Here is a 25,307-nt window from a genome sequence, read left to right as displayed (position 1 = left end):
TATAATGTAAACACCTTCTCGCAATTATAGATAACATGAGTTTTCTGATAAAATCGAATGCATAAGTCAAGCAGGAGCCAAATTATAAATTCAGCGTCCTGCTCGATCTCTTGCATAGTAGATTATAATTGCATCCTTTGCCAAATTGCTTAACACTGCACTTTGATATCAAATAGCCTGTAAAAACTTATATTGTGCCTTATACAGGTTGTAGTAAACCCCGCGCTTTTTAAGCAGCTCTTCGTGACTGCCGCACTCTATTATCTTACCGTGGTCAATCACCATGATGCGATCGGCATTTCGTATGGTGGACAGCCTATGGGCTATTACAAACGAAGTCCTTCCTTTAAGAAGCTCCTTAAGCCCCTCCTGAATCAGCATCTCGGTGCGCGTATCTATGCTGGATGTGGCCTCATCGAGGATGAGTATCTTGGGGTCTGCCAGGAGCGCCCGGGCAAAGGAGATAAGCTGCTTCTGCCCCTGCGACAGGCGCGAACCCCTCTCCTGCACCTGCGTATAATACCCGTCCTCCATGTCCTTTATAAACTCATGGGCATGAACTATCTTGGCCGCCTCTATGACCTCTTCATCAGTAGCATCCAGCCGCCCGTATCGTATATTGTCCATTATAGTCCCCGAGAAGATAAATGGGTCCTGAAGCATTATCCCCATTTGTTTGCGCAGCGAATACAGCGTCACATCGCGAATGTCCACTCCGTCTATAAGGACGCGGCCCTCCACAGGGTCATAGAACCGGCTGATCAGGCTGACGATGGTAGTCTTTCCCGCCCCCGTAGGCCCTACCAGCGCAATGGTCTCACCTGGCCTTACAGTAAAGCTCACATCTTGAAGTACCGGCTTTTCGGGCTCATAATAGAATGTGACGTGGTCAAAACGCACCTCACCCTTGATAGGCGGAAGCTCTATCGCACCCTCCTTATCAGTGATATCGGGCTGTATATCCAGCATCTCAAATATGCGCTCGGTTGAAGCCATGGCCATAAGCAGCGAGTTGTAGAAATTGCACAGGTTGTTAAGCGGCTGCCAGAACCGCCACACATACCCTGTAAAGGCCACCAGGATACCAACCGTTACCGTACCTTGATCCAGGAATTTCATACCAAACCAGTAAATCACGAATGTACCTATGGCGGCTATCCACTCAACCGAAGGCCAAAACAGGTTGTTTACCCTTATGGCGTTCATCCAGGCGGAATATATATCCCCGCTTAGCTGGCGGTAAACCTGCCGCGTCTCGGGTTCCCGTACAAAGGCCTGGGTCACCCGCATGCCCGCAAGGCTCTCGTGCAGATAGGCGTTCATGTTGGACACCTTCCTGCGCACCGTCTGCCACCTGAGCCTTATCACCTTTTTGAGCAGCACTATGACCAAAGCCATCAGCGGCACCGTAACCAGCGATATCAAGGCCAACCTGAGATGTATGGAAAACATAAAGATGAGCGCCACAATCAGAGTGAAGGCATCTGTCACAACGTTTATAATCCCGTTGGTTAAAAGGTCGCTCAACGAGTTCACGTCATTGATGATGCGCACCAGTATCTTACCGGCCGGCCTGCTGTCATAAAAGGTAAACGACAGCTTCTGAATGTGGTTGAACAAGTCCTGGCGCAGCTTGAAAAGCACCTCCTGCCCCACCACTACCATAATCCTGACCCGTTTGCGCACGCATACCATGCTTATGAAGTTGACCCCAAGAAAGATAAGCGTAATGAAAACCAGGCCAACGTAGTTGCCCTGCACCATATAATCGTCAATGGCAATCTGAAGGATGAGCGGTCCCAGAAGGCCGCATACCGATGCTACAATCATCAGCAAAAATGTAATCATCATCTGCCTCGTATAAGGCTTCATATAGCTCAACAGCCGCTTGAACTGCCCCATATTAAACGGTTTTTCGAGCGCCTCGTCTTCAATTATCCTCTGCCTCAGCATTGTCACATCACCTGCCTTTTTGGCTGAAATTCCTCAAGGTCCTTGTACTGCTGTCTGTAAAGTTCGTAATATCTGCCTTTTTTGACCAGCAACTCTTCGTGCGTACCCCGCTCGACAATCTTGCCATTTTCCAAGAATATTATCTCATCAGCGTTGCGCACCGAAGAAATGCGATGGGCTATGATAAAGGTGGTGCGCCCCTTCATGACCTTCTGCAGGGCCTGCTGTATCTGGTATTCAGTCTCCATATCCACAGCCGAAGTACAGTCGTCCATAATAAGGATTTTGGGGTTCTTGAGAATAGCCCTGGCAATGGCAATCCTCTGCTTTTGGCCGCCCGACAGCCCCACGCCGCGCTCGCCGATGATGGTGTCATAACCCTGAGGCATCTCCATGATGAAGTCATGAGCACCGGCAATCTTGGCAGCTTCAATCACTTCCTCCCTGGTGGCATTGGGGTTGCCGTAAAGTATATTCCCCTCAACGGTATCGGAAAACAGAAATACGTCCTGCATCACGATGCCTATCTGGCTCCTTAAGGCGCTCAGCTTCCAATCCCGCACGTCCACTCCGTCCACCAGTACCCTGCCTGCCGTCACGTCGTAAAACCTGGCTATCAAGTTTATAATAGACGTTTTGCCCGCTCCTGTGGCACCCATGATGCCTATGGTCTTCCCTGCCGGAGCGTTTATGTTTATGTTGAAGAGCACAGGCTGTTCCTTATAGCAAAACGAGACGTTCTCAAACACCACATCCCCATGGAACTCGCTTGGGCAATAAGCGTTTTCCTTTTCCTTGATGGATGATCCGGTGTCCAGCACGTTAAATACCCTTTTGCCAGAAATAATGGCTTGACTTATCACGTTGACAATCCAGCCCAGCATCCTAACCGGCATAATCAGCATCCACAGATATCCGTTAAAAGCCACAACGGTTCCCAGTGAAATCTTCCCTGCGGCAACCATCCATCCACCGTAACCTATTAATGCTACCGCACAAAAGCCGCTCAAAAACTCAATGAGCGGGAAATACTTGGACCATATAAAGCCGGCATTGATGTTTTTTTCCATATTAAGCCGATTTTCCTTTTTAAACTTTGCTATTTCATAGTCTTCCCGTGCAAAAGCCCTTACAACGCGCACTCCCGCGATGTTCTCTTGAGCTGCCGTACTGAGATTTGCTTGCTGTTCCCGTATCTCGCTGTAAGCAGGTCCGATATCTTTGTTCAGCTTAAAAGCCGTCCACCCGATGAAAGGCAAAATAGCCAAAGTAACCAGTGCCAGTTTAACGTTCATGGAGAATAGTACAATTGAGGTACCGATGAAGTAGATGGCATTTTCCAACAAAATGGGCAACCCGACTACCAGTAACATCCTTATACCCTCAATATCTCCGGTCATCCTGGACATGAGCTCACCTATGCGGTTGTCATCGTAAAATGAAAAAGACAGCTCCTGAAGATGGGTATACATGGTATTGCGCAGGTCATACAAGCACCTTTGCGATACGTCCTCAAATAAATAGGACCTAATATACAAGAATATTCCCCTGCACACCGCACACCCAAGAATTGCCAACAAAATTGGCAGCAAAAGTGAACGTCTGCCGCCTCGTATTACATCGTCAACCAGTATTTTGGAAAGGTACGGCGTCACCATGTTTAAACCGATAACCAGCAATAAAAAAACGGTAGCAGCAATAAGCCGCCACTTATACCTCCAGGCATAGCCCATTATTCGCTGTAAGATATCCAATAAAACTACCCCCACTCCTATTCATGATTTAAAAGCACTCACCCTTCAAGGCTCCTCAGCCATTTTAACGCTAACTTTTGCTATTATCTTTTCTTCAAGAGGGGACCTCAAATGTTGCGACGTGAACAAGAGCCTGAAAAGCGAAGTGCTTGAAAAGATGAATTTATCAAAAGTCTATATTATATTAAATGACTTTTTCACAGCCGTCAACAAACAGGAACCACAGTAATCCATCGTATACCATTTTGTACCTCCATTCACTGCCATTTCACGTATTTTAACCCTAAGTTGTGGCCATTTTCTCACTTTTCCTTCAAAAAATTAACATGCCCAAAATGATGTCTAAGCATTTTCCACGGCATTGACCACAGCCCTGGCAATGGCCTCAGCAGCCGCCGTACCAATGACGTTTACATCACACTCGATTTGGCCGGTCGACAGAACAAAGAGAGTATCGCCGTCTAGCATGGTATGTACAGGCCTTATGGTCAACGCCAGGCCATCATGCGCCATGGCAGCCACCTTGTTGGCCTGCTCCTTGGTAAGGTAAGCGTTGGTGGCCACAACGCCAATGGTGGTGTTACAGGCCTCTGCATCTTTTATGGCATTGCCTTCCAGTATAAATTTCCATGTATTTATGAATTTTCCCGTTTTGGGGTCTCGGGCACCTGCCAGTATTCTCCCGGTTCCCGGCTCCACTACATCTCCCAAAGCATTTACCACCACTATGGCCCCCACCACAATGCCTCCAGGCAATCTGATGCTCGAGGTGCCAACTCCTCCCTTCATGCACCCTTCCATCCCTAGTATTTTGCCGACAGTAGCTCCTGTCCCTGCGCCTACGCTGCCCTGAGGCACATCGCCAGTACTGGCATTCAAACACGCCTCATAGCCCATCCTTTCGTCCGGACGAACGCGCCAGTCACCGTACCCCAAATCAAAAATTACGGCGCCGGCCACAATGGGCACCTTGGCCACGCCGGTGTCAAACCCTATTCCCTGCTTTTCCAGGTATCTCATCACGCCGCTGGCTGCAGCCAGGCCAAAAGCGCTCCCGCCGCACAGCACCACAGCATGGACCCTCTCTACCAGATTCATAGGGCGCATAAGGTCGGTCTCCCTGGTGCCCGGCGCTGAACCCCGTACGTCCACGCCGCCCACCGCCCCTTCCCTGCTTATGACCACCGTACAGCCCGTCTTGGCATGAAAGTCCTGCGCATGCCCCACCTCAATGCCGGGCACGTCGGTAATTTTCCCATCATACATAGCCCCTCTCACCCCTTATGGATACATCTCCCGCCAGTATTCTTTCCAGGCGGCCGTCATCCAGCCTAAGCATCAAAGAGCCATCCTCACCAAACCCTTCGGCATACCCGGAAAATTCACCGCCAACGCCAATTACCCGTACTCGCCTTCCCAATATCACCGAACGCCTCTCGTACTCTTCTAAAAGCTCAGCAAAGCCATCATCGTTCAGCTTTTGCAAATAACCTTTTTCCATCTCTTGCAGTATAGCCTTTATTATGTCTACACGGTGAAACTCTTTGCCTTTCTCTATTCTCAAAGAGGTGGCTAAATCCTTTATATCCTCAGGGAAATCCTCAAGCGAAAGATTAACATTTAGCCCTATCCCAACAACGGCATAGTGTATAACCTCAGGTTCGGCATGCACCTCGGTCAAAATGCCGCACAGCTTCTTCCCACCGCATACTATGTCATTGGGCCATTTGATGCCCACCTCAATCTGAGCCGATCGCTTTAAGGCATTTGCCACCGCAACAGCCGTCACGATCGTTATTTTCGGGACCTGTTGTGGGAACAGATGAGGCCTCAATATCACCGACATCCATATGCCTTTGCCGGACGGCGATACCCAGCTGCGCCCCAATCGCCCCCTCCCCTGTACCTGTTCATCGGCAATGACCACCGTCCCCTCGGGTGCACCATTCAATGCCAGCTCCTTGGCCCGCGCATTGGTAGAGCCTATAGAGGAATATATCTCTACATTTTTTCCCAAAAGGGACGTATTGAGCCCGCGAAAAAGCAACGCCTCGTCGAGAATATCCGGAACCTGCCTTAAGCAGTATCCCTTTTTGGTAGACGATTCTATCACATACCCTTGATTCTGCAAAAGCCTTATGTACTTCCACACGGCGGCCCGGGTTATGCCCAGCTGTCTGCTTATGTCCTCACCTGAAACGAAGTTGCCCAAATTATCAAGCAACATATTAAGTACCGCATCCCGCATAAGAATCAGCACCCTTCCTTGTACAAAAAACTGTGTTAAACATTCAGATTTTAAGGTTATATATCTTTTAGGCACCAGAAACTCCCTTAAACTATGTACCAGCACTATCAGATTCATTATATCACGAAACCTTGCCAAAAAGCGCAAAATGAGATTAAAAAATAAAAAACGCAGTAATCCGTTTCAGCGCACATATATGGTATAATATTTTTAAACATCCTGAATAATTTAAAAACGCATAATCAACTGCTTCAGTCGCTCCACCAATTTGATCCAACCAAATACAAGCGCACAGCAGTTAAACGCAAATTGCTGAAGCCTTTAAAACTTATGGCGTCGCATTTAATCATCGATTAAATTCCCGCAGATTATTCTTATAAGCAAAACAGAAGGGGTCATTATGCAAAATTGGTAAAAAGATAAAGCAAGAAGGTAGGTAAAAACATGAACAATCCTCAAAAGCTCGTCAAGGATATTCAGGAAAACATAGAAAAGGTAATAGTAGGGAAGAGCGAAGTCATACGCCTTATCCTCATCGCTCTTCTGGCGGGAGGGCATGTGCTCATCGAAGATGTCCCCGGTGTGGGCAAGACCACCCTCGTATCGTGCCTTGCCAGGTCGCTTAACCTGTCCTTCAAACGCATACAGTTCACGCCCGACATCCTGCCCTCGGATATAACCGGCTTTTCCATGTACAACTTAAAAACCGGCGAAATGGAATTCAAGCCAGGGATGATAATGAGCCAGGTCATACTGGCCGACGAGATCAACCGTACCTCGCCCAAAACCCAGGCCAGCCTTCTTGAGGTCATGGAAGAGCACCAGGTAACTGTGGATGGGAAAACCTATCCCGTACCGCAGCCCTTCATTGTGCTGGCTACCCAGAATCCGATTGAATATATAGGTACGTTTCCTCTGCCTGAAGCCCAACTGGATCGCTTTTTCATTAAAGTCTCAATAGGTTACCCGACCAAGCGCGAAGAGATGTTCATACTCTCCCGCTTTCAAACTCAGAACCCCATGAAGGATTTAAAGCCGGTAGCCGACGCACAGCAAATCCTGGAGCTTCAGCAGCAGGTTAGACACATAAATGTGGCCGAGGCCATAAAGGAATACATAGCTGAACTGGTTGCCTGTACCCGTGAACACAAGGACCTGACGCTAGGCGCAAGCCCCCGGGGAGCCATTGCACTCATGCGGGCCTCACAGGCATACGCCCTTTTGGAGGGCAGGGACTACGTCATACCCGATGATGTGCAGAAGATGGTCGTCCCGGTCCTGTCTCACCGCCTGATACTCAAACCCGAAGCGCGGCTTAAAGAAATGACCGCCGAGCGGATACTGAGGTCAATCCTGAATTCGGTGTACGTGCCAGTGATCGGGCCATGAAGCATCTGCGTGCCCTTATGATTGGGGTTGGAGTGCTTTCCCTGGGACTAGGGCTTTATAGCGGGGAAAAGATATTTTTCATGGGCTTTACGGTGGTTGCATCGCTGATATTCTATGCCCTCATCACCAACCTGTGGGTGCTTGTGGATTTCCGGTATCTGCAGAGGATAACTCCTGAGCAGGCGACAAAAGGAGACATGGCTTCGCTGGTCATACAGATACACAACGACAAGCCATTCATATACCCCTACATCAAGGTGTTCTATCAAATACCGCAGTTGGTTCTGACAAACGAGGTCAAAGAAAAGGTCCTGTGCATCCTTCCATTCCGTTACGGTGAGATCAAAGAGGATTTCATATGTGATTTGAGAGGCCACTACACGGTGGGCATCACCGGCGTAGAAGTTGGCGACCCCTTCGGCCTGTTTACCTTTTCCATGAATCTGCTCAAACGTTCATACCACAAACCCCTTGAGCTAAGCGTAGCACCGAGAGTCGTCAGGCTGATCAGCCTTCCCCTGCCCCAAATTCAAGTCGAAGGCACTACCAGACAGGAATTTTTAGCCACCGAAGAGCCCGCATCTTTAAGCGATATACGCCAGTATCAATACGGGGACCCGCTTAAAAAAATTCACTGGAAAATATCCGCCAAGCTACAGGACCTGTACGTCAAAAACTACGAAACCAACACCCAGCCGCAAATACTCATGTTTCTGGAAACCTTCCCCTATCCGTCTGAAGGGATGGCCCGTTACAAGGTGGAGGACCAGATGATAGAATGCGCTGTGGCTGTCATACACTTTGTGCTCTCAAAATGGCTTTCGCTGCAGCTGATCGTCTATCACAGGGAACGCCAACAGCTCAGCGGAAGGAATCCCGGCGATTTCAACCGTTTTTTCGACTACCTGGCAGCGCTGCCGTTTAACAGCCCTTTCCGCATGGACGAGATACTTTCCATGGAATCTCCCGGATTTAGCAAGGGCGAAAGCATAGTGCTCATCGTCCACGACATGAGCTACCGCCTGTTCAACCATTTGTGCCTGCTAAAGCAGTCGGATATACACCCACTGGTGTTTTTGGTATACCACGGTCCGGAGCTGAACGAGGATATAAAGCGCATGATTGACGAGCTAAACAGGCGTGAAATACCTTGTTTCCTACTTCACACCGACGAACGAATAGACAGGGTACTGGAGAGAGCGCTATGAGCCAAAAACTCACATCCAATCACATGCTCAACTACATAATGAAATGGCTGATATTCACCCTCATGGTGAGCGGGCTGGCGAAGTCCATACTGGTATCCCTGGGCTTTCCCATGCCATATTGGACCATACTGCTCATGGCAACGGCATTTTATACAGCCCTTTCCATTTATTTCTCCAGCCGCCTGACCTTAATAACTCTGACGGTGACCACGGCTACGGGTATGGGTATATATCTGAAATATTTTGCGGCTAAAGGCCGGTTGAACGAAGTCTTAAACCTTTTTAAGTGGTTAGTTGATTATACCCTTGGCATAGCTTCCTTTGAATCGCAGTACGTTCATCCAAGCACCTGGCTCATAGTGTTCATCCTATCGCTTATCATATACCTGTTGGTCACAAAGCTTGAATGGCTGGTTATATCATCTATCCTGTGTACTGGGATTATAACCATAGAATGGACTTTGGGCCATACCCAGATACTTCCATGGCTGTGGCCCCTGGTTTTAGCGTGGATTATGATGCTGAGCGCAAAACAGTATAGGAGACTTTCCCATCATTACAGCATGCCTGATTTTGGAGTATGGCAAGTCTCAACACTACCCCTAGCCATCGCCATAGTTTTGACCTCGTCAATATTTCTACCCCATGATACACAGCACCTCAAATGGGATTTCCTCGAACGGACGGTTCAGAACATAAGCGACAGGTGGTCCGAATGGTCAGTTTTTTCAAGCCCTAGGCAGCCATTCCGCCTTTCTCAGACCGGCTTCCCGTCTTCATCTGAACAACTGGGCGGGCCTGTAAAAATAAGCGACGACGTGGTGTTGAGAGTAACGGCTACTGCCCCCCTGTACTTAAGGGGCACCATACTCAACGAGTACACAGGCAGTGGCTGGCAAGACTCGATAGACGATAAGCGATATAAGCTGAGCAGCATAAGCCGGGAAAATGCATATCGCCAAGCATTCGACTGGGATGAGCCCATATGGGAAGACCTAAGCCGCGAGCTTAAGGATCGCTTTTTTATTCCCATAAAAGCTTCGGTGACCCATACCGGTATTGAAACATCGGTCATATTCAACGCCCAGCGCCTGGAAGGCATCACCGTACAGAAAAGATGGGGAGGCTTCACTCCCTATTTCAACGGCAAGGGGGAAACCTTTACCTCAAGAGACATCTCGGCATCAGATAACTATATACTGCACGTCAGCGTGCCGGCTATTGAAGATCGAGCATTCCAAAACTTCCTTGAAGGTTATATTCCCATCATCGACTGGCACAAGCCCATCTCCCAGCAACCTTTGTGGGAGGGCGCCAACCGCGAAAAGCTGCTTCACATACAAGAGCACTATATGTCGGTACCCGACAGCGTTTCTTCAAGGGTTGTTGAACTGGCCTACAGCATTACGCGGGGAATAAAGACGCCTTTGGCCAAGGCGCTAACCCTTCAGGCCTACCTGCAACAAAATTACGATTATACTCTTCAACCCCCTTATACTCCTCCAGACGTAGACTTCGTGGATTACTTCTTATTCGAGCTCAAAAGAGGCTATTGCACCTACTTTGCCACAGCAATGGCAGTGATGGGCAGAATTGTAGGGTTGCCCACCCGCTACATAGAAGGCTTCAAGATGCCGTCCCAACCCAACGAGGGAAATATTTACGAGGTTAGAAAGCTCAACGGCCACGCATGGATTGAGATATATTTCCCGAAGGTGGGATGGCTGACGTTTGATCCCACTCCCCAAGCTCAACATCAGCAGGGCTTAACAGGCCAACACCAGGTTCAGTATCCCGGCTACTATTGGGATGAGCTTACCTACCCATGGATGCAAGGTGAACAGACAAATATTTACCAACCCGACATAAATGCCGAAGTAGGCAGCCTCCCCGATTCCTCCTCGTCAAACAAAATTCCCTGGCTTGTAGTGGTTTTGCTGATAACACTTATCTTAATAGGAACAGGCATGGCAGGGCTCAGGGTATGGGACATCCTCCGCTGGAAAAAAATAAAAAAGCTGCCCTATGAAAAGCAGCTCAGCTATTGTTATCAGCAAATACTGTGGCTTCTTACCCTTTACGGATTCCCTATGCGCAAAGGAGAAACCCCCTATTCTTATGCGCAGAGGGTAGATGCCTGGCTTACAAATTCCGCCGGCTCTATGATGGACATATGCCAGCTGGTAGTTAAAAACCGATTTGGCAACTACCAGCTGACAGAACATGAAATGGAAAAGATACTCAAATTTTACCGCAATTTAGAGGAAAACATAAAAAGCCTGCTGGGCTTCTACCCTTATACTTTCAAGCTGATATCCAAACAGCTCTCTTCAAAAATTTCAAAACAAGGAAAATTATGAACGTATACCTGTTTTTTATCCCCGTACCTTTTGCAGCTTCTCCCTTTTGTCCGCTATCATGTGGATGGAACGGCGAATCATCTCCTTGGGTTCAACCGATTCGTCTTCATGTATGGGAGACACCAGGAAGGTTATGGCTATAAACCGTATGACAGCAGAAAGTATGAACAGCATATGATAATTGGTGAGTTGATGCCCAAAAATTACAATATTCAAATTTCTGGCCAGTTCAGCCGTAACCTCCATAAACAAGCCACCAAGGGCATAAGCCACTATACTGCCCACCACCGATGTCACCATTGAAAAGCTAGCCACATAAAACGAGCGGTTTTCGTCAGGTGAAAGGCTCATTACCAGGTTATTGGAGGTCAAATCAATCCCACTCCAGAATATGCCGGTAAAAACGTGTATAAAAGGAATGATCATATAATTCTCCGGAGTGGCCAGCAGCCATAGAAAAGGAAGAGCAGACACCCCGGTACCGCAAACGCGCAATACCGGCTTATTGCCAAACATATCAACCAGCATGCCCCATTTTCGTATGACAAGTATAGTGAGGATATTGCTAACTACCTGAGTATAGATGGTAATTTCCAGGTAGCTCATCTTCAAATAATCGATCATGTAAGCACTAAAAAATGGCCCGGCAATATTGACGCCAAACACCCATACCGCCCAGAAAATCAAATACCGCCTGAAATTTGAGTGCCGCAACGCAGCGCTCCACATCTTTTTCAGGGACAGCCGATGCTGCGGCTTCACCATGGGCGGGTCATACACCCGGATGAAACAAAGGATATCCATTATAGCAAATACCGTTACCAGGCTGAATACCACCGCAAAGCCAACAAAACCGCCTATGCGATCCAGTGCCCAGCTTGCCAGCACTCCCCCCACCATACCGGTAAAGGTGAACATCATCTGCCGCTGGCTGAAAAATCGACCGCGTATTTTCAATGGGACAAGTGCCGCCATCCAGGATATAAAGGTCACGCCGTTGAAGGCACCGCCCACTGCAGAAACCAGCAAAAAGAACACTATTAGGCTTATGGTCAACCCTTTCAGCTCTTCAGGAATTACAAGTGGAAGGAGTACCACGGGAATTATGGAAAGGCGCTGAAACATGCCGCCTATCAAGAACAGCTTTTTCCTGGCCCCTGTGGACTCCAGCACATAAGCCGCCAGCACCTGAAATACGCCGCTCACCACCGGAAGCGACATCAGAATGCCATACATCAGCTCGCTGACGCCAAGAGCACGTACAAAGCCAGCAAAGGGGGCACCGTTCAGGCATACAAAAAACACTATGCCCAAACTAACCCCCCATGCAATTCTATTGAGGTCTTCCCTGAGCTCCTGCGTAATATCTAGCTCTTTAAAAAGCAAAAATTTGCCTTTCACAGCATTATATCCCCCATTAAATGTTACAGCTAAATGGTATAGCTCAATCTGCACTCCTTTTATAAATACCTTCTCCTTTTATAAATACTTTACTGACATGCAGCTTTTCATCCAAAATGACCAGATCAGCATCAAAGCCCTTCTTTATCCTGCCCTTTTTATCTCCGATGCCTATGATATAAGCCGGTACCTCAGTAAGCATTTTAACAGCATCCTCCAGCGGTATGCCTATTAAAACCATGTTGCGCAGGGCTTGATCCTGGGTAAGGGTACTGCCCGCAAGATTACCTCTTTCCTTTAATCGAGCTACCCCCTCTTTTACCACTACTTCCAGACCACCCAAGACATAGTCACCATCGCCCATTCCCGTAGCTGACATGGCATCAGTAATAAGAGCCACGCTATCGCTGCCCTTCACAGCCACCGCAATCCTCAAGGCAGCAGGATGCACATGAATCAGATCAGCGATGAGCTCCACCGTCACCCCATCCCTATCAAAAGCCGCACCCACTGCTCCGGGTTCCCTGTGCTTCAAGGGCGACATAGCATTATACAAGTGAGTGACGTGGGTCATTCCCCACTCGAACCCGGCCATACACTGCTCATAACTGCCCACTGTGTGTCCCATAGACACCACTATGCCTCTACCCGTTAAATAATTCACCAGCTCCTTAGCCCCTTCAACATCGGGAGCCATCGTAACCCTCTTTATGATGCTCTCGTAATCCCCTACCAGCTCTCTAAAACTCTCTCGGCTGGGAGCAAGTATATATTTTTCATCATGAGCACCTTTTGCCTCTGAGTTGATAAAAGGGCCTTCCAGATGGACTCCAAGAATCTGAGCCCCTTTAATGTTCTTATGTAAAGCATCACTTACGGCTTTCAAGCTCTTCCTTATCTCTTCCCGCCCATGAGTTGTAGTGGTGGCCAAAAAAGCCGTGGTACCGTGCATGGCCATAAATTCAGCCATAACTTCAAGAGACTCCACGCTGCCATCCATGACGTCCCGGCCTTTGCATCCATGAACGTGGATATCTATAAATCCCGGGCATATATAATTCCCCTTAGCGTCTATAACTTCCCCCTCAGCATACTTTCCTTTAGGAGCAACATCCAAAATTTTGCCATCCTCCATCACCACGTCTACGTCGCACTTCCATTCTCCCTCAAGATAAACCTTCCCACCGGTTAGGATTTTCACTGACCACACCCCCAACTGAATTTTTTCATAAAAAAGCCCCCTTGGGTCAGCAATACGCCAACAACCCAAGGAGGTTTACTGCCTTCAATGTTTGGCTTAACTTTTTACCCGCTGGCACAATGCCATTCACAAAATGCCCTTCACAATGGTTCTTAGGGCGAAACCTTTCGGGTAGTCCTCTGATAAAGCCTGCCGGTCTGCTTTAAAGCACCAAACAGCAATGCCACCAGCACCACGTTACCCACTATAGCGGGAAGCACAGCGGTTACAAAAGCGCCTACAAACATCTCTGCCGGAAGAACTTCCAACGCAATTGCTGCACCCAGAAACACCAGCCCGCTTATTATAGTCCCAACAATCGGCACCAAAATAGAGAGGATATACATGTTGATCAATCTCTTTAAAGCATATATAAGTGCTATCAATACAGCTGTTGTAATTACCTTATCAATGAGGTTGGGTAAAAATCCCCCCGGCACGCTGGTGGTAAGGCCCGACAGCACACCGGCTGCCAGCCCGGCTACAAATCCCACTTTGACGTCCTCAAAACACAGCAGGCATAAAAACAGCATCGCCAGCAGAAAATCCGGCTTCACGGGTGTGCCTGTCGAAGGTGTGATATAATGCAACACCACCCCAATTGCAAGCAATAATCCCGCTAAAACAAAATCCCTTAAATTTTTCATATCTCCTCTCCCCTTTCTCTTCTCCTCTCGTCTCATCGCGCCCGATAGGCCATTCTTGCAAAGCCGTTCTACGGCACGCCTTTTTATATAAGCTTATAGTATCAAACCTCTAAACGGTTGTCAATAATTAAAAATGAGGTAGAACATGTCAAATGTCCATCTAAATTTTGCAGTTATATTAATGTTAGGAGTTTGAGCGCTGTCAATAGTTGAAATAGAATTGGCTATTATAAACAAATTGTCTCCATGCTTTAAAACCACCTCGAATCTAAAATTACCTGTAAAAAGCATGGTTCCCTATGGTAGTAATATAAGTCCGATTTCTCACAATCCAGCCACCGCTTGCCTTGGCGGGATTGAAGAAGTACAAAGCATTTCCCACGGGTTTTGAACCATAGTAAGCCTCCTGAGCCGCTCGGTAGCTCTCGCTGCTGGGCGTGTTGTATATGGTACCGTCCTGTACAGGGCTAAACTGCGGTATGCCCTTATAATACTCAAATATAACTCCATATATGGTGTTAGGAAAGTTAGGAGACTTCACACGATTCATTATGACGCTGCCAACCGCCACCTTGCCTATATATGGCTCACCCGCAGCCTCGGCGTGTATGATCCTGGCTAGCCAGTACAGGTCACCCGATACCTGCTTGGACGATGTACCCCCACGGCTGGCATACTGCTGCGATGTGGCCTGGCCTGCATATAGCACGCTCTGAGTCTGGGGATCTGCTATACCGTCGATTCTCAGTCCTTTGGCCTTTTCAAAGGCTATCACAGCATTTTCGGTAATCTTGCCGTAATACCCCGTGACATTAGCATAGAAATATCCCTGCTGCTTGAGTGCGCTCTGAAGCCGGGAAACATCAGCACCTCTCATGCCAAACTTTAAAGTACGGTACCCGTTTTTGCTGTCATAAAGGACCGATTGGGTAACAGGACCCGCAATTCCATCCACCACAAGCCCGTTTGCTCTTTGGAATCTCATAACCGCATCTCTGGTAATAGAACCATAATACCCCGTAACTCGCCAGTAAGTATAATATCCCTGATTTTTGAGCTCTTGCTGCAGCCGGGCAACAGCCTCACCCCTGCTTCCCAGCGATAGTACAGGATATGCAGCCCATGCTCGTCCAGCGGGTAACAATAAAAACACCAAGATGGTTGCCACAATAGCCAGCCTATAAATGCCGGTCCGGGATAAAATATGCCGCACTTACTCTGCACCCCCATAGCCTGAATTTTATGTCGGTTACTATTATAGGGTGCGCTTGCATATACTGTCAAATAAGTAAATCTCCGTAAGACAAATTGTTAAAAAAATATTACACGAATATTAAATATTTTTTGCACCGCTCTCCTTCTAACACATGCATACCATATTATAGCTGCATTATACAAAAATGCATAAAAACAGGGTTTTTGCAATAGGCAATAAAAATAAATGATGCCCGTTTAGTTTAAAACGGGCATTTATCGAATGATGTGCTCTATCTCTTTCTGGTGCATGAGACCCTAATTATCAGCTGCGTTTTTAGTTCGACCATTCTGGGCATGCTTTCCCCTTCTATCTGCTCCATAAGTAGCCCAACGGCCACATCGCCGATCTCCTTTAAAGGCTGTTTCACCACTGTCAACGGCGGCTCCACAACTTCTGAAAGCTTGCTGTCATCAAACCCAATGATGGACAACTCCCCCGGTACATCGATACCCATGTCTTTAGCGCCTTTCAAAGCCCCTACGGCCATGAGGTTGTTCACGGCTATTATGGCAGTGGGAGGTTCCTCAATCTGCATCAACTTCCTGACGCATTCATACCCCCCATCCATCTCAAGATTCCCCGACACAATGAGATTAGCATCTATCTCAATGCCCGCCATCCTGAGTGCATCCATATAACCCCTGCGCCGGCTCTTCCTAGTCCCGGCTTCCAAACCATCTATAAAGCCTATCCGCCTGTGCCCCAACTCCAAAAGGTAGCGAGTGGCTTCTAAAGCACCTTCATAGGTATTGATGTATACCTGACTGACATTGCTAAAATGGCTACCAAAGGCTACAACCGCTATCCCATTCTTTCTGAGCTCTTCCAAATTCCTCGCATTCACCAAGTTGTCCTCGGGCTTCACCCGCGTTGGGCTGAATATTACTCCGTCAACCCTGCGGGCTATAAGGTCGTCCACGTATTGCGTCTCCTTTTCGATCATGCGCTGGGTATTGCATAAATAAGTGCTGTATCCCTTTTCGCCCAGTTTCTGCTCAATTACTTCCGCAATCTCGGTATAAAAATTATTGGTAATGCTGGGAATGAGCAGAGCCACCGTATATGTGCGGCGATGTGCGAGGCTTTTGGCAATTTTGTTGGGCCTGTATCCCAGCTCTTTGGCAGCATCAATTATTTTCTTGCGCGTCTCCTCTCTTACCGGGTGATCCACGCCGTTTAATACCCGAGATACAGTAGCTACAGAGACACCTGCTTTTTTAGCTATATCGTATATGGTAGCCAATCTCCATTGCCCCTTTCCGCTTAAATAAATTTACCATTCAAATTGCACAGAGGTAATCGGTTACTTGTATTATAAATACCGCAGATCAATTTATCAAGACAAAGTACATTTAACAAATTAGCGCATCATTAATCCTTATATCCCACCGTGATAGCCCTTAAAAGCACCTTCTTATAATCCTGCTCCAGTTGCCTGATCATATCCATTTTTCCCGCAAAAAACGGAGGTTCACCCAACCTCTTTAGAATGGACTGCTCCACCAGCGGAGGTTCAACGGCTATTTTTATATCCATGTTTTTCATCTTACCAGTCCAGTAATTGATAAGCGATACGGCATCGTGCTGTGAGCTACCCTCTCTTTCAATCTCTTGAGGCAAACCTCCCTCCTTTTTTGCCGTCATCGATTTAGCGGTACTTGTCCTCCTGTTGCGAACGGCTTCCATAATCTGTTCCCTGTTCATTCCCCTTAGCTTGAACAGCAAAAAAGGATCCCGGTCAAACTCCTGGGCGAGGATATAATAAACTGCTGCTATGTGCTTGCAGGGGTTGGCCCAGTCGGGACAGGTACAGTGGGCAGACAGATCCATGGCATACCTGGGGAACAGGGAAACCTCCAGCGAAGAAAAGGCTTCCTCGATATTGTCAGGCATCTCGCCCGCCAGAAGTTTTGCCGAAAATATCGCTTTACTGGCCAGAGCATCCAACACCTGGTCCCATTCATACTGCGACAGGGTTTTCATGGAAATCTCCACTTTATAGGGAGTTTTCCTACTGCCCTGTACATGGGCTTTTACCCTTCCAGAAGATATCTCTACATCAAGCACATTTCCGTTCCTTGCATAGGCTCTACCGCGTGTCAAACGACTATCCCAGCCAAAGGACTCCAAAGCCTCCAGCCATTGCTTAGCCCACCAGCTGGAGCCAAAGCCCTTTTTTCCCCTTAAAGCCATCATCTGCCCCTCCTATTCATTCCGCACAGCTTCGCTTTCAAGAGCAAACAAATTTCTCAACTCATCATCGCTGAGCTCAGTAAGCCATGCCTCACCGGTGCCCACTACTTTATCGGCCAGATCCCTCTTCTTTTCAATAAGCATGTCAATCTTTTCCTCCAGCGTGCCTATACAGATGTATTTGTGCACTTGCACGTTTTTCTGCTGTCCGATTCTAAAAGCGCGATCAGTAGCCTGGTTCTCCACAGCGGGATTCCACCACCTGTCAAAATGGAAAACATGGTTTGCCTGGGTAAGGTTCAACCCCACCCCTCCTGCTTTCAAGGATAGCACGAATATATCGGGGCCTTCTTGGGTTTGAAACCGCTCTATCATATGGTCCCGTTCATCCTTTCGGACACCTCCGTGGAGAAACAACACTTCCCGTCGAAATGCCCTTTGCAGATACGTCTGGAGCATCTTCCCCATTTTGGCATACTGGGTAAATATAAGCGCTTTATCCCCTTCGCTCAATATCTCATCAAGCATCTCAACTAGGCGCATAAGCTTGCCCGACCTGTTGTCAAGTAAACTGCCGTCACCTAAAAACAGAGCGGGGTGATCGCAAATCTGCTTGAGCTTTGTGAGCAAGGACAGAATCAATCCCCTGCGCTCGATACCCGTCGACGCGGCTATACGCTCCATTGTTTCCTCCACCACCGCTTGATACAAAGTGGCCTGCTCTTTGGTCAGGGTACAGTAAACCTTGTTTTCCTGTTTGAGCGGCAGGTCTTGAATGATGGCGGGATCGGTTTTTACACGCCTCAATATAAAAGGTTTGATCAGCTGCTTGAGCTGCCAGGCGCGCCTCTCATCCCCATGCTTTTCAATTGGAATGACGAACCTCCTGCGAAAGCTTTCACGGCTGCCTAGATACCCAGGATTTAAGAACTCCATAATAGACCAAAGCTCCATTAGTCGGTTTTCTATAGGAGTTCCCGTAAGAGCAATCCTGTATTCGCTCTTCAGTTTACGTACGCTCTGAGCCTGCTTGGTGGAAGGGTTCTTTATGTTTTGTGCCTCATCCAGCACTATGCCCTTCCAATTGACCATAGCCAGGATATCCAAATCCCTGTGTACCAGATTATAAGTGCTTATAACCAGGTCGTGACGGGATGCCTTTTCAACGAACTCCTTACCCGTAGCCCTATCGGTGCCGTGGTGAATAAACGTCTTCAAGCCGGGAGCAAAGCGTGCTACTTCACGCATCCAGTTGCCCACCACCGAAGTGGGACATATGAGCAACGTAGGCCCTTTCACCCCTAGGCATTCCCTCTCATAAAGCAGCAGCGCAATCACCTGAACCGTCTTGCCCAGCCCCATATCGTCAGCCAGGCAGGCACCAAAGCCTCGCTTTCTTAAAAAAGCCAGCCAGGAAAACCCACGAATCTGATACGGTCTCAATTTTCCACAGAAACCCGATGGGGTATCGAGAATGGTATACGATTCACTGCCCGCCAATCCCTGCAGAAAAGTATGCAGCCATCCCTCAGAATCTATACCGGTGATGTCCGGACCATCGTCCTCAACGTACATCACCATCCCAAGGGCTTCTTTAAGCGATACCTCCTTTACACCTTTCTGCCTCTCCAGCCACCTTATCACGGCTTCCATATCCCTCGGATTGAGTTCCACCCATTGCCCACGAATGCGCACCAGTGGTTTCTTCAGTGCAGCCAGCTGTTTAAATTCCTCATAATCAATGGTCTCTTCACCAATGGACAATTTCCAATCAAACTCTACAATGGAATCCAGACCAAACTGTCCAACCGAATCGACGTCTGAGTAATCCTGGGCAGGACGAAGCTTTAACCTTACCCCCGGCGTTCTTTTCTTCCTCTCCCGCCACCATGAAGGGACAAGCACTCCAAATCCGCTGTCCTGAAGCAATACCGATATCTCCTTCAAGAAAAAATACGCCTCATCGGTTGTAAGGAACATCCCCTCGGGTCGGGGCTCCATAAGTCCCCTCTCAAGCGGTGGATATATCTTAAGTATCTTTCCCAGGTCTTCAAGCAACCTCTCCTGCGGGTGCTCAAACTGCCTATTCAGCAAAGTGACAACCTTTCTGTTCATCTGCCATACATCTCGCGCCGATACCAGCAAACTTGGGTCATCGGTGGCCTGAAGATGAAATGACAGATACCAGTTTTCGCTCCCATCCCGGGGCTCTTCAAGGCGCAGGCAGGTACGGAAACTTCCCCTGTTTTCCCTCAAGACCGCAGTCCACTCTTTAAGCCCTTTCACCAATTCTTCAATTTGCCTTTTAGGCGCAACTATGCGCCGCTCCTTCCCCCTCAAAGCACACAGCCATTTTCTCTCAACAGGGGCATTTTGATCAAGTGGGCTGACATCGCCCAGCCACGTACGTATGAGCTCATCGGTGGCCACACGCAAATAGTCCATTATAACTTCACAAGGCATTGCCAGTTCAGCATGTTGCTTCGGTTGCTTAATCATGCCACAGCATACCGGCGGCATAGCGCTTATAAGCCGTTTTAAAATCCCGCGGTCCTCTGGGTCCTCAAAAACCGGCTGCCATACAGCAACCACCCCTCCCTCTTCCCCTGGAGCCAAGGAGGGAATGAATTTCTGGCGGCACAGCATGCGCAGCACAAACCGTCCACACAACACCCAAAAATTCCAGTCATCTCCAAAAATTAAACGGTCACCGCCGCTATCTTTCTCATCGCCGTACTGCTCGTCGTAGTTAGACGCCACTATACCTTCAATGAAAGCGGATATAGGAACAGACAAGCCGGTTATCTCCCAACCGGCCAACTTGTATTCCCCATTTTCGGATTCCGCAGATAACCCCGGTGAAGGCAGCGGCATACGCTTTCCGGTAGGCAACAAGATCCATATTTTGTCCTCTTTGGCTACTTTGCCCCAATCGACACCGGGGTATAAAAGAGAAAGCAATGAAACGATTTTGCTTACAGGAGCTTGGAAGGTGTGAGGCATGCCCCCTGGATTTTTCGGCGGCCTTCCCCTCCTTTTTTGGATACAACGATCGGGCTCCTGTTCAGCCCATATAAAGAAACTCCTGCCCGTCCAAGCTACATGAAGTACAATCATAACTTAAACTTCTATTTCACCCTCCAATATATGCAGCATAAGCTTTACACCGTTTTCCATATCAGATGCATCCACCATCTCGCTGTCACTGTGGACATGCCGGCACGGTATGGAAAGGACTCCCGAAGGAATACCTTCTCTGGTAAGGTGAATGGCCCCGGCATCGGTACCGCCGGCATCCAGTATCTCCATCTGATAAGGTATTCCGGCTTCCTGTGCCCTGCTCACCATCAAACTTCTGACCCTGGGATGTGCCAGCACCAAAGCATCCTTTATTTTAATAGCAGGCCCACCCCCCAGCTTTACAGCCATGGGCCTGGATTTTGGCGTATCCCCTGTCAGCGTGACATCCACCGCAATCCCGATATCGGGGTTCAACGCATATGCGGAGGTCTTTGCACCCCTGACCCCCAGCTCCTCCTGCACTGTAAACACGAAGTATATCTCATGGGGCGAAGCCTGAAGCCGCTTTGCAGCCTCTATGAGCAGCGCACATCCCGCCCTGTCGTCCATGGCCTTTCCGATATATCTGCCGCAATTTTCCGAAAAGGCCGAGTGATAGACCGCCACATCCCCTATGGATACCATGCTTTCCGCCTGTTCACGGCTGGAAGCCCCGATATCGATGTACATCCTCTCAAATTTGATGTCTCTTATATCGTCAATCTCCTCTTCATAGCTTATCACGCCGGTGACCCCATTTTTGAAAATCACCCTGCGGTGTATGCTGTCCCTGACCGAGACTCCGCCAACCCTTGTAAACCTCAAAAATCCTTTATCATCGATATGGGTTACCATAAACCCTATCTGATCCATGTGAGCGGCCAGCATGACCTTTTTGCCGCTGCCCTTTCTGACCGCTATCAGGTTACCCAGCGCATCTACCCTTATCTCGTCCACAAAATTCTCAATCTCCTGACGGATAACGTCCCTAATAATCTCCTCATTGCCTGAAGGGCCGTATGTCTCTGTCAGTTTTTTCAGAAGCTCCTTCATTACAATTCACATCCTTTCAGAAAAGCTGATATCAAGCGTATTGTATTCTTGTAATCAGTTAAATCCATAACTGAAGATGGACTGTGTATGTAGCGACAGGGTATGGATACCGTTACCGTCTTTACGCCTTCCCTGGCCAAATGGATCCTGCCGGCATCATTGCCGCCCGATGCCCCCTTTTTTAGCTGAAAGGGTATCCCTTTCTTTTGGGCTGTATTTATAAGCATTTCCACCAATTCCTTGTTTGCATAAGAGGCACTGTCCATGATGGTGATGGCAGGACCTTTCCCCATTAAAGTAGTATAGAGGTGTTCCTCTACACCGGGAACATCGGAGCAGGTGGTAGCCTCAACCACTATGGCTATATCGGGGTTTATGCTGTATCCCAAAACCTCGGCTCCCCTTAAGCCCACCTCTTCCTGAACGCTGAAGCAGGCATATAAGTCAAAATCATACCTTTGCTTTTGCTTTATAAGCTCGATGAGCACTGCACAGCCTGCTCTATCGTCCAGCGCCTTGGCCTTAACCTTGTTGTCACCAAACTCCACATATCGGCTGTCAAACACCGCATAATCTCCCGGCTTTACTACCTGAGAGGCATCCTCCTTTGAGGTAGCGCCTATGTCTATGTACATCTGCTTCACTTTAACGGCGTGCTCACGTTCCTCGGGCTCTTGAAGGTGAATGGCCTTGATCCCCAGCACCCCAGTATATCCTTTTTCGCCCACCAGCACCCTTTTGGACACCAGAACGCGAGGGTCTATTCCCCCTACCATCTTGAACTTCAACATGCCATCCTCGCCTATTCCGGTTATTATAAACCCCACTTCATCCATGTGAGCGCACAGCATGACCTTTTTGTCGCTGTTTGTGCCCTTCTTATAGGCGATAAGGTTGCCCATCCTGTCAGTGTATATGTCATCGACAAAAGGTGATGCTTCCTGCCTTATAAGCTGGCGAACCCGGCCTTCATCCCCAGATACGCCCCCGACCTCAGTTAGCATTTTCAGTAACCCAGCCATTCTTTCCAATCCTCCTTCAGCGAAGCGATAAAACGCGCCAGCAATCTCGCCGCCTGCTTGATGTTGCTCAAATTCAAAGTCTCCACAGTCGTGTGCATGTACCTCAAAGGTATCTCGATGAGAACGGTCGGAACCCCCCGACGGGATATCTGAATGGCCCGAGCATCGGTACCGGTGGGCCTTGGTTCCACCTCTACCATGTAATCCATCCCGTATTCCTTGGCCACGTCCATCAGCTTTTGCGTCAGCTTGGGGTGCATGTTTGGCCCTACCGCAATGACCGGCCCCTTATTCAAGGAAAAGGTCTCGTCCCTGGGCGCATCCGGCATATCGCCATGGGTGACATCTACCGCAATCCCTATATCGGGCTCAACCTTGTATGCGCTTATGGTAGCTCCCCGCACGCCCACCTCTTCTTGAACGGTGGCTACAAAGAACACATCGGCAGCAAAGCGCAGGGCATCCAGCTCCTTCATGGTCTGAAGGAGCACTGCCACTCCCGCTCTGTCATCCAGTGACTTTCCGCTGACCATCTGTCCCCTCAAATCAGTCAACGGGCTTACAAAGGTGATGGCATCGCCTATGTTGACAAGTTCCTTCACCTTTTCATAAGGTAACCCTACATCTATGGCCATATCCTTTATCTTTATGGCTTTCTTGGCGTCTTCCCTTTGCTGGATATGAGGGGGCCTGGCTCCAATGACGCCAAACAGCTTTTGCCTTCCATGGACCTCCACTTCCTGAGCCAGCAGTATGCGTGGATCCACCCCGCCCACGGTGGTGAACCTTATAAAACCCCTTTCGTCAATATCGGTCACCATAAGGCCTATCTCGTCCATGTGGGCAGTAATCATGACCTTGGGCATATCATCTCTTATGACGTCGGTCTTACGGCCGTACACATTATAAAAGCGATCTATCCTGACCTCCTGGCAGTATGGCTCAAACGCCTGGGATATGAGCTGTGCAGCCACCTCTTCGTTGCCCGATATCCCCGGCACGGCCACCAGCTTGGCCAGAAAATCCTTGATTTCCATATCTATCCTCCTTACTAATTGCGTCAAGCCTTAAGAAATTACGGTGCTGAATCTCTCGTTAAAATCGGGTGGAGATAACACCAGTACACAGCCGTTTTCCCCAGCTACCTCCACAGCCTTTTGAATGGCCTTGTAACAATCCATCTCATGTCCTATAACTGTATTTCCCATTTGCTGCGCTATATTAAAAGCCTTGTCCATGGAGCTATGGGAAGCATAATCGGTCACCAGTATACAGTGATTACTATGGCGATTGACTACTTGTCCTATCTCCCTGTATTTCGATACATCAATGCGCCCGCCCACAGGAAAAAGCGTCACCATTTTGCCTTTCGTTTCGGCCTTCAACTCCGAATACAAAGCATTAAGCTCATTCACATCCACCATATCCCTTACGTATATATCTACATTCCTGTAATCGTCATTTCCTATCTCAACAGGCACTCCACTCTCGAAATTCTCAAGCCCCCGTCGCACAAGCTCCACATCCATGCCTTTCTTTAAGCACCAGGCAATGGTTGCCAAGGCATTATACACGTTGTGTATCCCGGGCACATTGAGTACGATATCCCAGCTACCCTGTGAAGTTTTTACGGTAAAACGGCTGCCATGCGGCGTTAAATGTATATTCTGCGCATAGACATAGCTTTTATGGCAAATGCCGTACCCTACTACTGTACGCCCTTTAAGCTGATTGGCATAATAATCATCCACATTCAGAATTATGGGCGAGTTTACGCCCTTCAGGTGATCTATCAAAGTTTTCCTTATCTCCAGATAATGGCTGTCAGCCCTGTGATTCTGAAAATATGTGTAAAGGTCGGTATAGATTATGCTGTCAAACCATATATGCCTCAGCAAGTCCTTAACAATAGCGGTATATGAGCATTCTACCACACCGATGCGAATGCCCTTTTCAATGGCTTCATGCAATAAAGGATTCAATGTCAGAGGGAAGATGGCATTCTTAAAGAGCCTGCAAGGTTGATCGCCCATCTGGCAATAGGTGTTGCCGATGATCACGCCATCCTGTTTTGATGCATCCAGCACCGACTTGATCATCCAGCCGACAGTGCTTTTGCCATGAGAACCCGTAATACCCACAAGCTCTAGGATTTGAGAAGGATTATGATAAAAATTTCTGGCAACCGCCGATATAAATCGATTGATGTGGTAAGTTTTGATAAAAGTTGCGTTTAAAGGAATTATCTCCTGATCCTGCCCGATACATATGGCTACAGCCCCTCTTTCGACAGCGCACTTCACTGCCTCCTCATAGGGAAACTGGGTCATCTCGGGATCATAGATGAATAGATAGCCTTTTTTTACTTCTTCAGGATCAACAGTAATCCCTGTTATATCAATTTTCCGAAAACCTATCAGTTCATAAACAGGTGTACTCGCCAGAAGTTCCTTTAAAAGCATACAACTCCACCTTTTCAATATTTTTATTAATTCATTATAACATAGTTTTTTTTCAAAGA

Annotated in this window: 18 protein-coding genes; 3 read left to right on the top strand and 15 right to left on the bottom strand. The window is 48.2% G+C overall.

Annotated elements, in window-relative coordinates:
- Window positions 1-168: 168 nt before the first annotated feature.
- The 4 genes from KVG29_RS02915 to KVG29_RS02900 form a co-directional block, all read right to left on the bottom strand.
- Window positions 169-1,953, bottom strand: coding sequence for an ABC transporter ATP-binding protein (locus KVG29_RS02915; protein ID WP_252226476.1), 1,785 nt, complete (start codon window positions 1,951-1,953; stop codon window positions 169-171).
- A 2-nt stretch (window positions 1,954-1,955) separates the two neighbouring features.
- Complete coding sequence (locus KVG29_RS02910; RefSeq protein WP_252226370.1) at window positions 1,956-3,707, bottom strand: ABC transporter ATP-binding protein; 1,752 nt, start codon at window positions 3,705-3,707, stop codon at window positions 1,956-1,958.
- Window positions 3,708-4,049: 342 nt separating this feature from the next.
- Window positions 4,050-4,973 (bottom strand): P1 family peptidase, encoded by a 924-nt coding sequence (locus KVG29_RS02905; RefSeq protein WP_252226369.1) that lies wholly within the window; start codon window positions 4,971-4,973, stop codon window positions 4,050-4,052.
- Window positions 4,966-5,955, bottom strand: a complete 990-nt coding sequence (locus KVG29_RS02900) for a biotin--[acetyl-CoA-carboxylase] ligase (RefSeq protein ID WP_252226368.1) — start codon at window positions 5,953-5,955, stop codon at window positions 4,966-4,968. Before KVG29_RS02900 ends, KVG29_RS02905 begins: the two co-directional genes overlap by 8 nt.
- A 444-nt stretch (window positions 5,956-6,399) precedes the next feature.
- On the opposite strand from KVG29_RS02900, the gene KVG29_RS02895 reads away from it, so the two are divergent.
- The 3 genes from KVG29_RS02895 to KVG29_RS02885 are packed head-to-tail and all read left to right on the top strand — an operon-like array spanning window position 6,400 to window position 10,912.
- Window positions 6,400-7,344 (top strand): AAA family ATPase, encoded by a 945-nt coding sequence (locus KVG29_RS02895; protein ID WP_252226366.1) that lies wholly within the window; start codon window positions 6,400-6,402, stop codon window positions 7,342-7,344.
- A complete protein-coding gene (locus KVG29_RS02890) occupies window positions 7,341-8,552 on the top strand; it encodes a DUF58 domain-containing protein (RefSeq protein ID WP_252226365.1) in 1,212 nt (403 codons plus the stop codon). The genes KVG29_RS02895 and KVG29_RS02890 overlap by 4 nt, the downstream gene beginning before the upstream one ends.
- Window positions 8,549-10,912, top strand: a complete 2,364-nt coding sequence (locus KVG29_RS02885; RefSeq protein ID WP_252226364.1) for a transglutaminase TgpA family protein — start codon at window positions 8,549-8,551, stop codon at window positions 10,910-10,912. Before KVG29_RS02890 ends, KVG29_RS02885 begins: the two co-directional genes overlap by 4 nt.
- 15 nt (window positions 10,913-10,927) lie before the next feature.
- On the opposite strand, the gene KVG29_RS02880 is transcribed toward KVG29_RS02885, so the two are convergent.
- The 11 genes from KVG29_RS02880 to KVG29_RS02830 form a co-directional block, all read right to left on the bottom strand.
- On the bottom strand, window positions 10,928-12,313 hold the full coding sequence (locus KVG29_RS02880; RefSeq protein WP_252226362.1) for an MFS transporter: 1,386 nt from the start codon (window positions 12,311-12,313) through the stop codon (window positions 10,928-10,930).
- Between the two features lie 43 nt (window positions 12,314-12,356).
- Window positions 12,357-13,514: an N-acetylglucosamine-6-phosphate deacetylase gene (gene nagA / locus KVG29_RS02875; protein ID WP_252226360.1), complete on the bottom strand. Its 1,158-nt coding sequence runs from the start codon at window positions 13,512-13,514 to the stop codon at window positions 12,357-12,359.
- Window positions 13,515-13,666: 152 nt separating this feature from the next.
- Complete coding sequence (locus tag KVG29_RS02870; RefSeq protein ID WP_252226359.1) at window positions 13,667-14,200, bottom strand: tryptophan transporter; 534 nt, start codon at window positions 14,198-14,200, stop codon at window positions 13,667-13,669.
- Between the two features lie 274 nt (window positions 14,201-14,474).
- On the bottom strand, window positions 14,475-15,413 hold the full coding sequence (locus tag KVG29_RS02865; RefSeq protein WP_252226357.1) for a peptidoglycan-binding protein: 939 nt from the start codon (window positions 15,411-15,413) through the stop codon (window positions 14,475-14,477).
- Between the two features lie 274 nt (window positions 15,414-15,687).
- Window positions 15,688-16,701 (bottom strand): LacI family DNA-binding transcriptional regulator, encoded by a 1,014-nt coding sequence (locus KVG29_RS02860; RefSeq protein ID WP_252226355.1) that lies wholly within the window; start codon window positions 16,699-16,701, stop codon window positions 15,688-15,690.
- A 128-nt stretch (window positions 16,702-16,829) separates the two neighbouring features.
- Window positions 16,830-17,651 carry an SWIM zinc finger family protein gene (locus KVG29_RS02855; RefSeq protein WP_252226353.1) on the bottom strand — a complete coding sequence of 274 codons (822 nt, stop codon included), beginning with the start codon at window positions 17,649-17,651 and terminating at the stop codon, window positions 16,830-16,832.
- Window positions 17,652-17,663: 12 nt separating this feature from the next.
- Complete coding sequence (locus KVG29_RS02850; protein WP_252226351.1) at window positions 17,664-20,768, bottom strand: DEAD/DEAH box helicase; 3,105 nt, start codon at window positions 20,766-20,768, stop codon at window positions 17,664-17,666.
- Between the two features lie 3 nt (window positions 20,769-20,771).
- Window positions 20,772-21,764: a M42 family metallopeptidase gene (locus tag KVG29_RS02845; RefSeq protein ID WP_252226350.1), complete on the bottom strand. Its 993-nt coding sequence runs from the start codon at window positions 21,762-21,764 to the stop codon at window positions 20,772-20,774.
- Window positions 21,764-22,786 (bottom strand): M42 family metallopeptidase, encoded by a 1,023-nt coding sequence (locus tag KVG29_RS02840; RefSeq protein ID WP_252226348.1) that lies wholly within the window; start codon window positions 22,784-22,786, stop codon window positions 21,764-21,766. Before KVG29_RS02840 ends, KVG29_RS02845 begins: the two co-directional genes overlap by 1 nt.
- Window positions 22,771-23,823, bottom strand: a complete 1,053-nt coding sequence (locus KVG29_RS02835; RefSeq protein WP_252226346.1) for a M42 family metallopeptidase — start codon at window positions 23,821-23,823, stop codon at window positions 22,771-22,773. Before KVG29_RS02835 ends, KVG29_RS02840 begins: the two co-directional genes overlap by 16 nt.
- 30 nt (window positions 23,824-23,853) lie before the next feature.
- Complete coding sequence (locus KVG29_RS02830) at window positions 23,854-25,248, bottom strand: Mur ligase family protein (RefSeq protein ID WP_252226345.1); 1,395 nt, start codon at window positions 25,246-25,248, stop codon at window positions 23,854-23,856.
- Window positions 25,249-25,307: the final 59 nt, after the last annotated feature.

Source organism: Caldicoprobacter algeriensis, from assembly GCF_023838525.1.
Classification (GTDB): Bacteria; Bacillota; Clostridia; order Caldicoprobacterales; family Caldicoprobacteraceae; genus Caldicoprobacter; species Caldicoprobacter algeriensis.
This window is presented reverse-complemented; position numbering and strand designations above follow the sequence as displayed.

Excerpts from the sequence above, each read along its gene's own strand:
- KVG29_RS02835 (WP_252226346.1), bottom strand. The coding sequence starts at position 23,823 with ATGGAAATCAAGGATTTTCTGGCCAAGCTGGTGGCCGTGCCGGGGATA.
- KVG29_RS02915 (WP_252226476.1), bottom strand. The coding sequence starts at position 1,953 with ATGCTGAGGCAGAGGATAATTGAAGACGAGGCGCTCGAAAAACCGTTT.
- KVG29_RS02890 (WP_252226365.1), top strand. The coding sequence starts at position 7,341 with ATGAAGCATCTGCGTGCCCTTATGATTGGGGTTGGAGTGCTTTCCCTG.
- KVG29_RS02850 (WP_252226351.1), bottom strand. The coding sequence starts at position 20,768 with ATGATTGTACTTCATGTAGCTTGGACGGGCAGGAGTTTCTTTATATGG.
- KVG29_RS02845 (WP_252226350.1), bottom strand. The coding sequence starts at position 21,764 with ATGAAGGAGCTTCTGAAAAAACTGACAGAGACATACGGCCCTTCAGGC.
- KVG29_RS02905 (WP_252226369.1), bottom strand. The coding sequence starts at position 4,973 with ATGTATGATGGGAAAATTACCGACGTGCCCGGCATTGAGGTGGGGCAT.
- KVG29_RS02830 (WP_252226345.1), bottom strand. The coding sequence starts at position 25,248 with ATGCTTTTAAAGGAACTTCTGGCGAGTACACCTGTTTATGAACTGATA.
- KVG29_RS02840 (WP_252226348.1), bottom strand. The coding sequence starts at position 22,786 with ATGGCTGGGTTACTGAAAATGCTAACTGAGGTCGGGGGCGTATCTGGG.
- KVG29_RS02885 (WP_252226364.1), top strand. The coding sequence starts at position 8,549 with ATGAGCCAAAAACTCACATCCAATCACATGCTCAACTACATAATGAAA.
- KVG29_RS02855 (WP_252226353.1), bottom strand. The coding sequence starts at position 17,651 with ATGGCTTTAAGGGGAAAAAAGGGCTTTGGCTCCAGCTGGTGGGCTAAG.
- KVG29_RS02900 (WP_252226368.1), bottom strand. The coding sequence starts at position 5,955 with ATGCGGGATGCGGTACTTAATATGTTGCTTGATAATTTGGGCAACTTC.
- KVG29_RS02895 (WP_252226366.1), top strand. The coding sequence starts at position 6,400 with ATGAACAATCCTCAAAAGCTCGTCAAGGATATTCAGGAAAACATAGAA.
- KVG29_RS02870 (WP_252226359.1), bottom strand. The coding sequence starts at position 14,200 with ATGAAAAATTTAAGGGATTTTGTTTTAGCGGGATTATTGCTTGCAATT.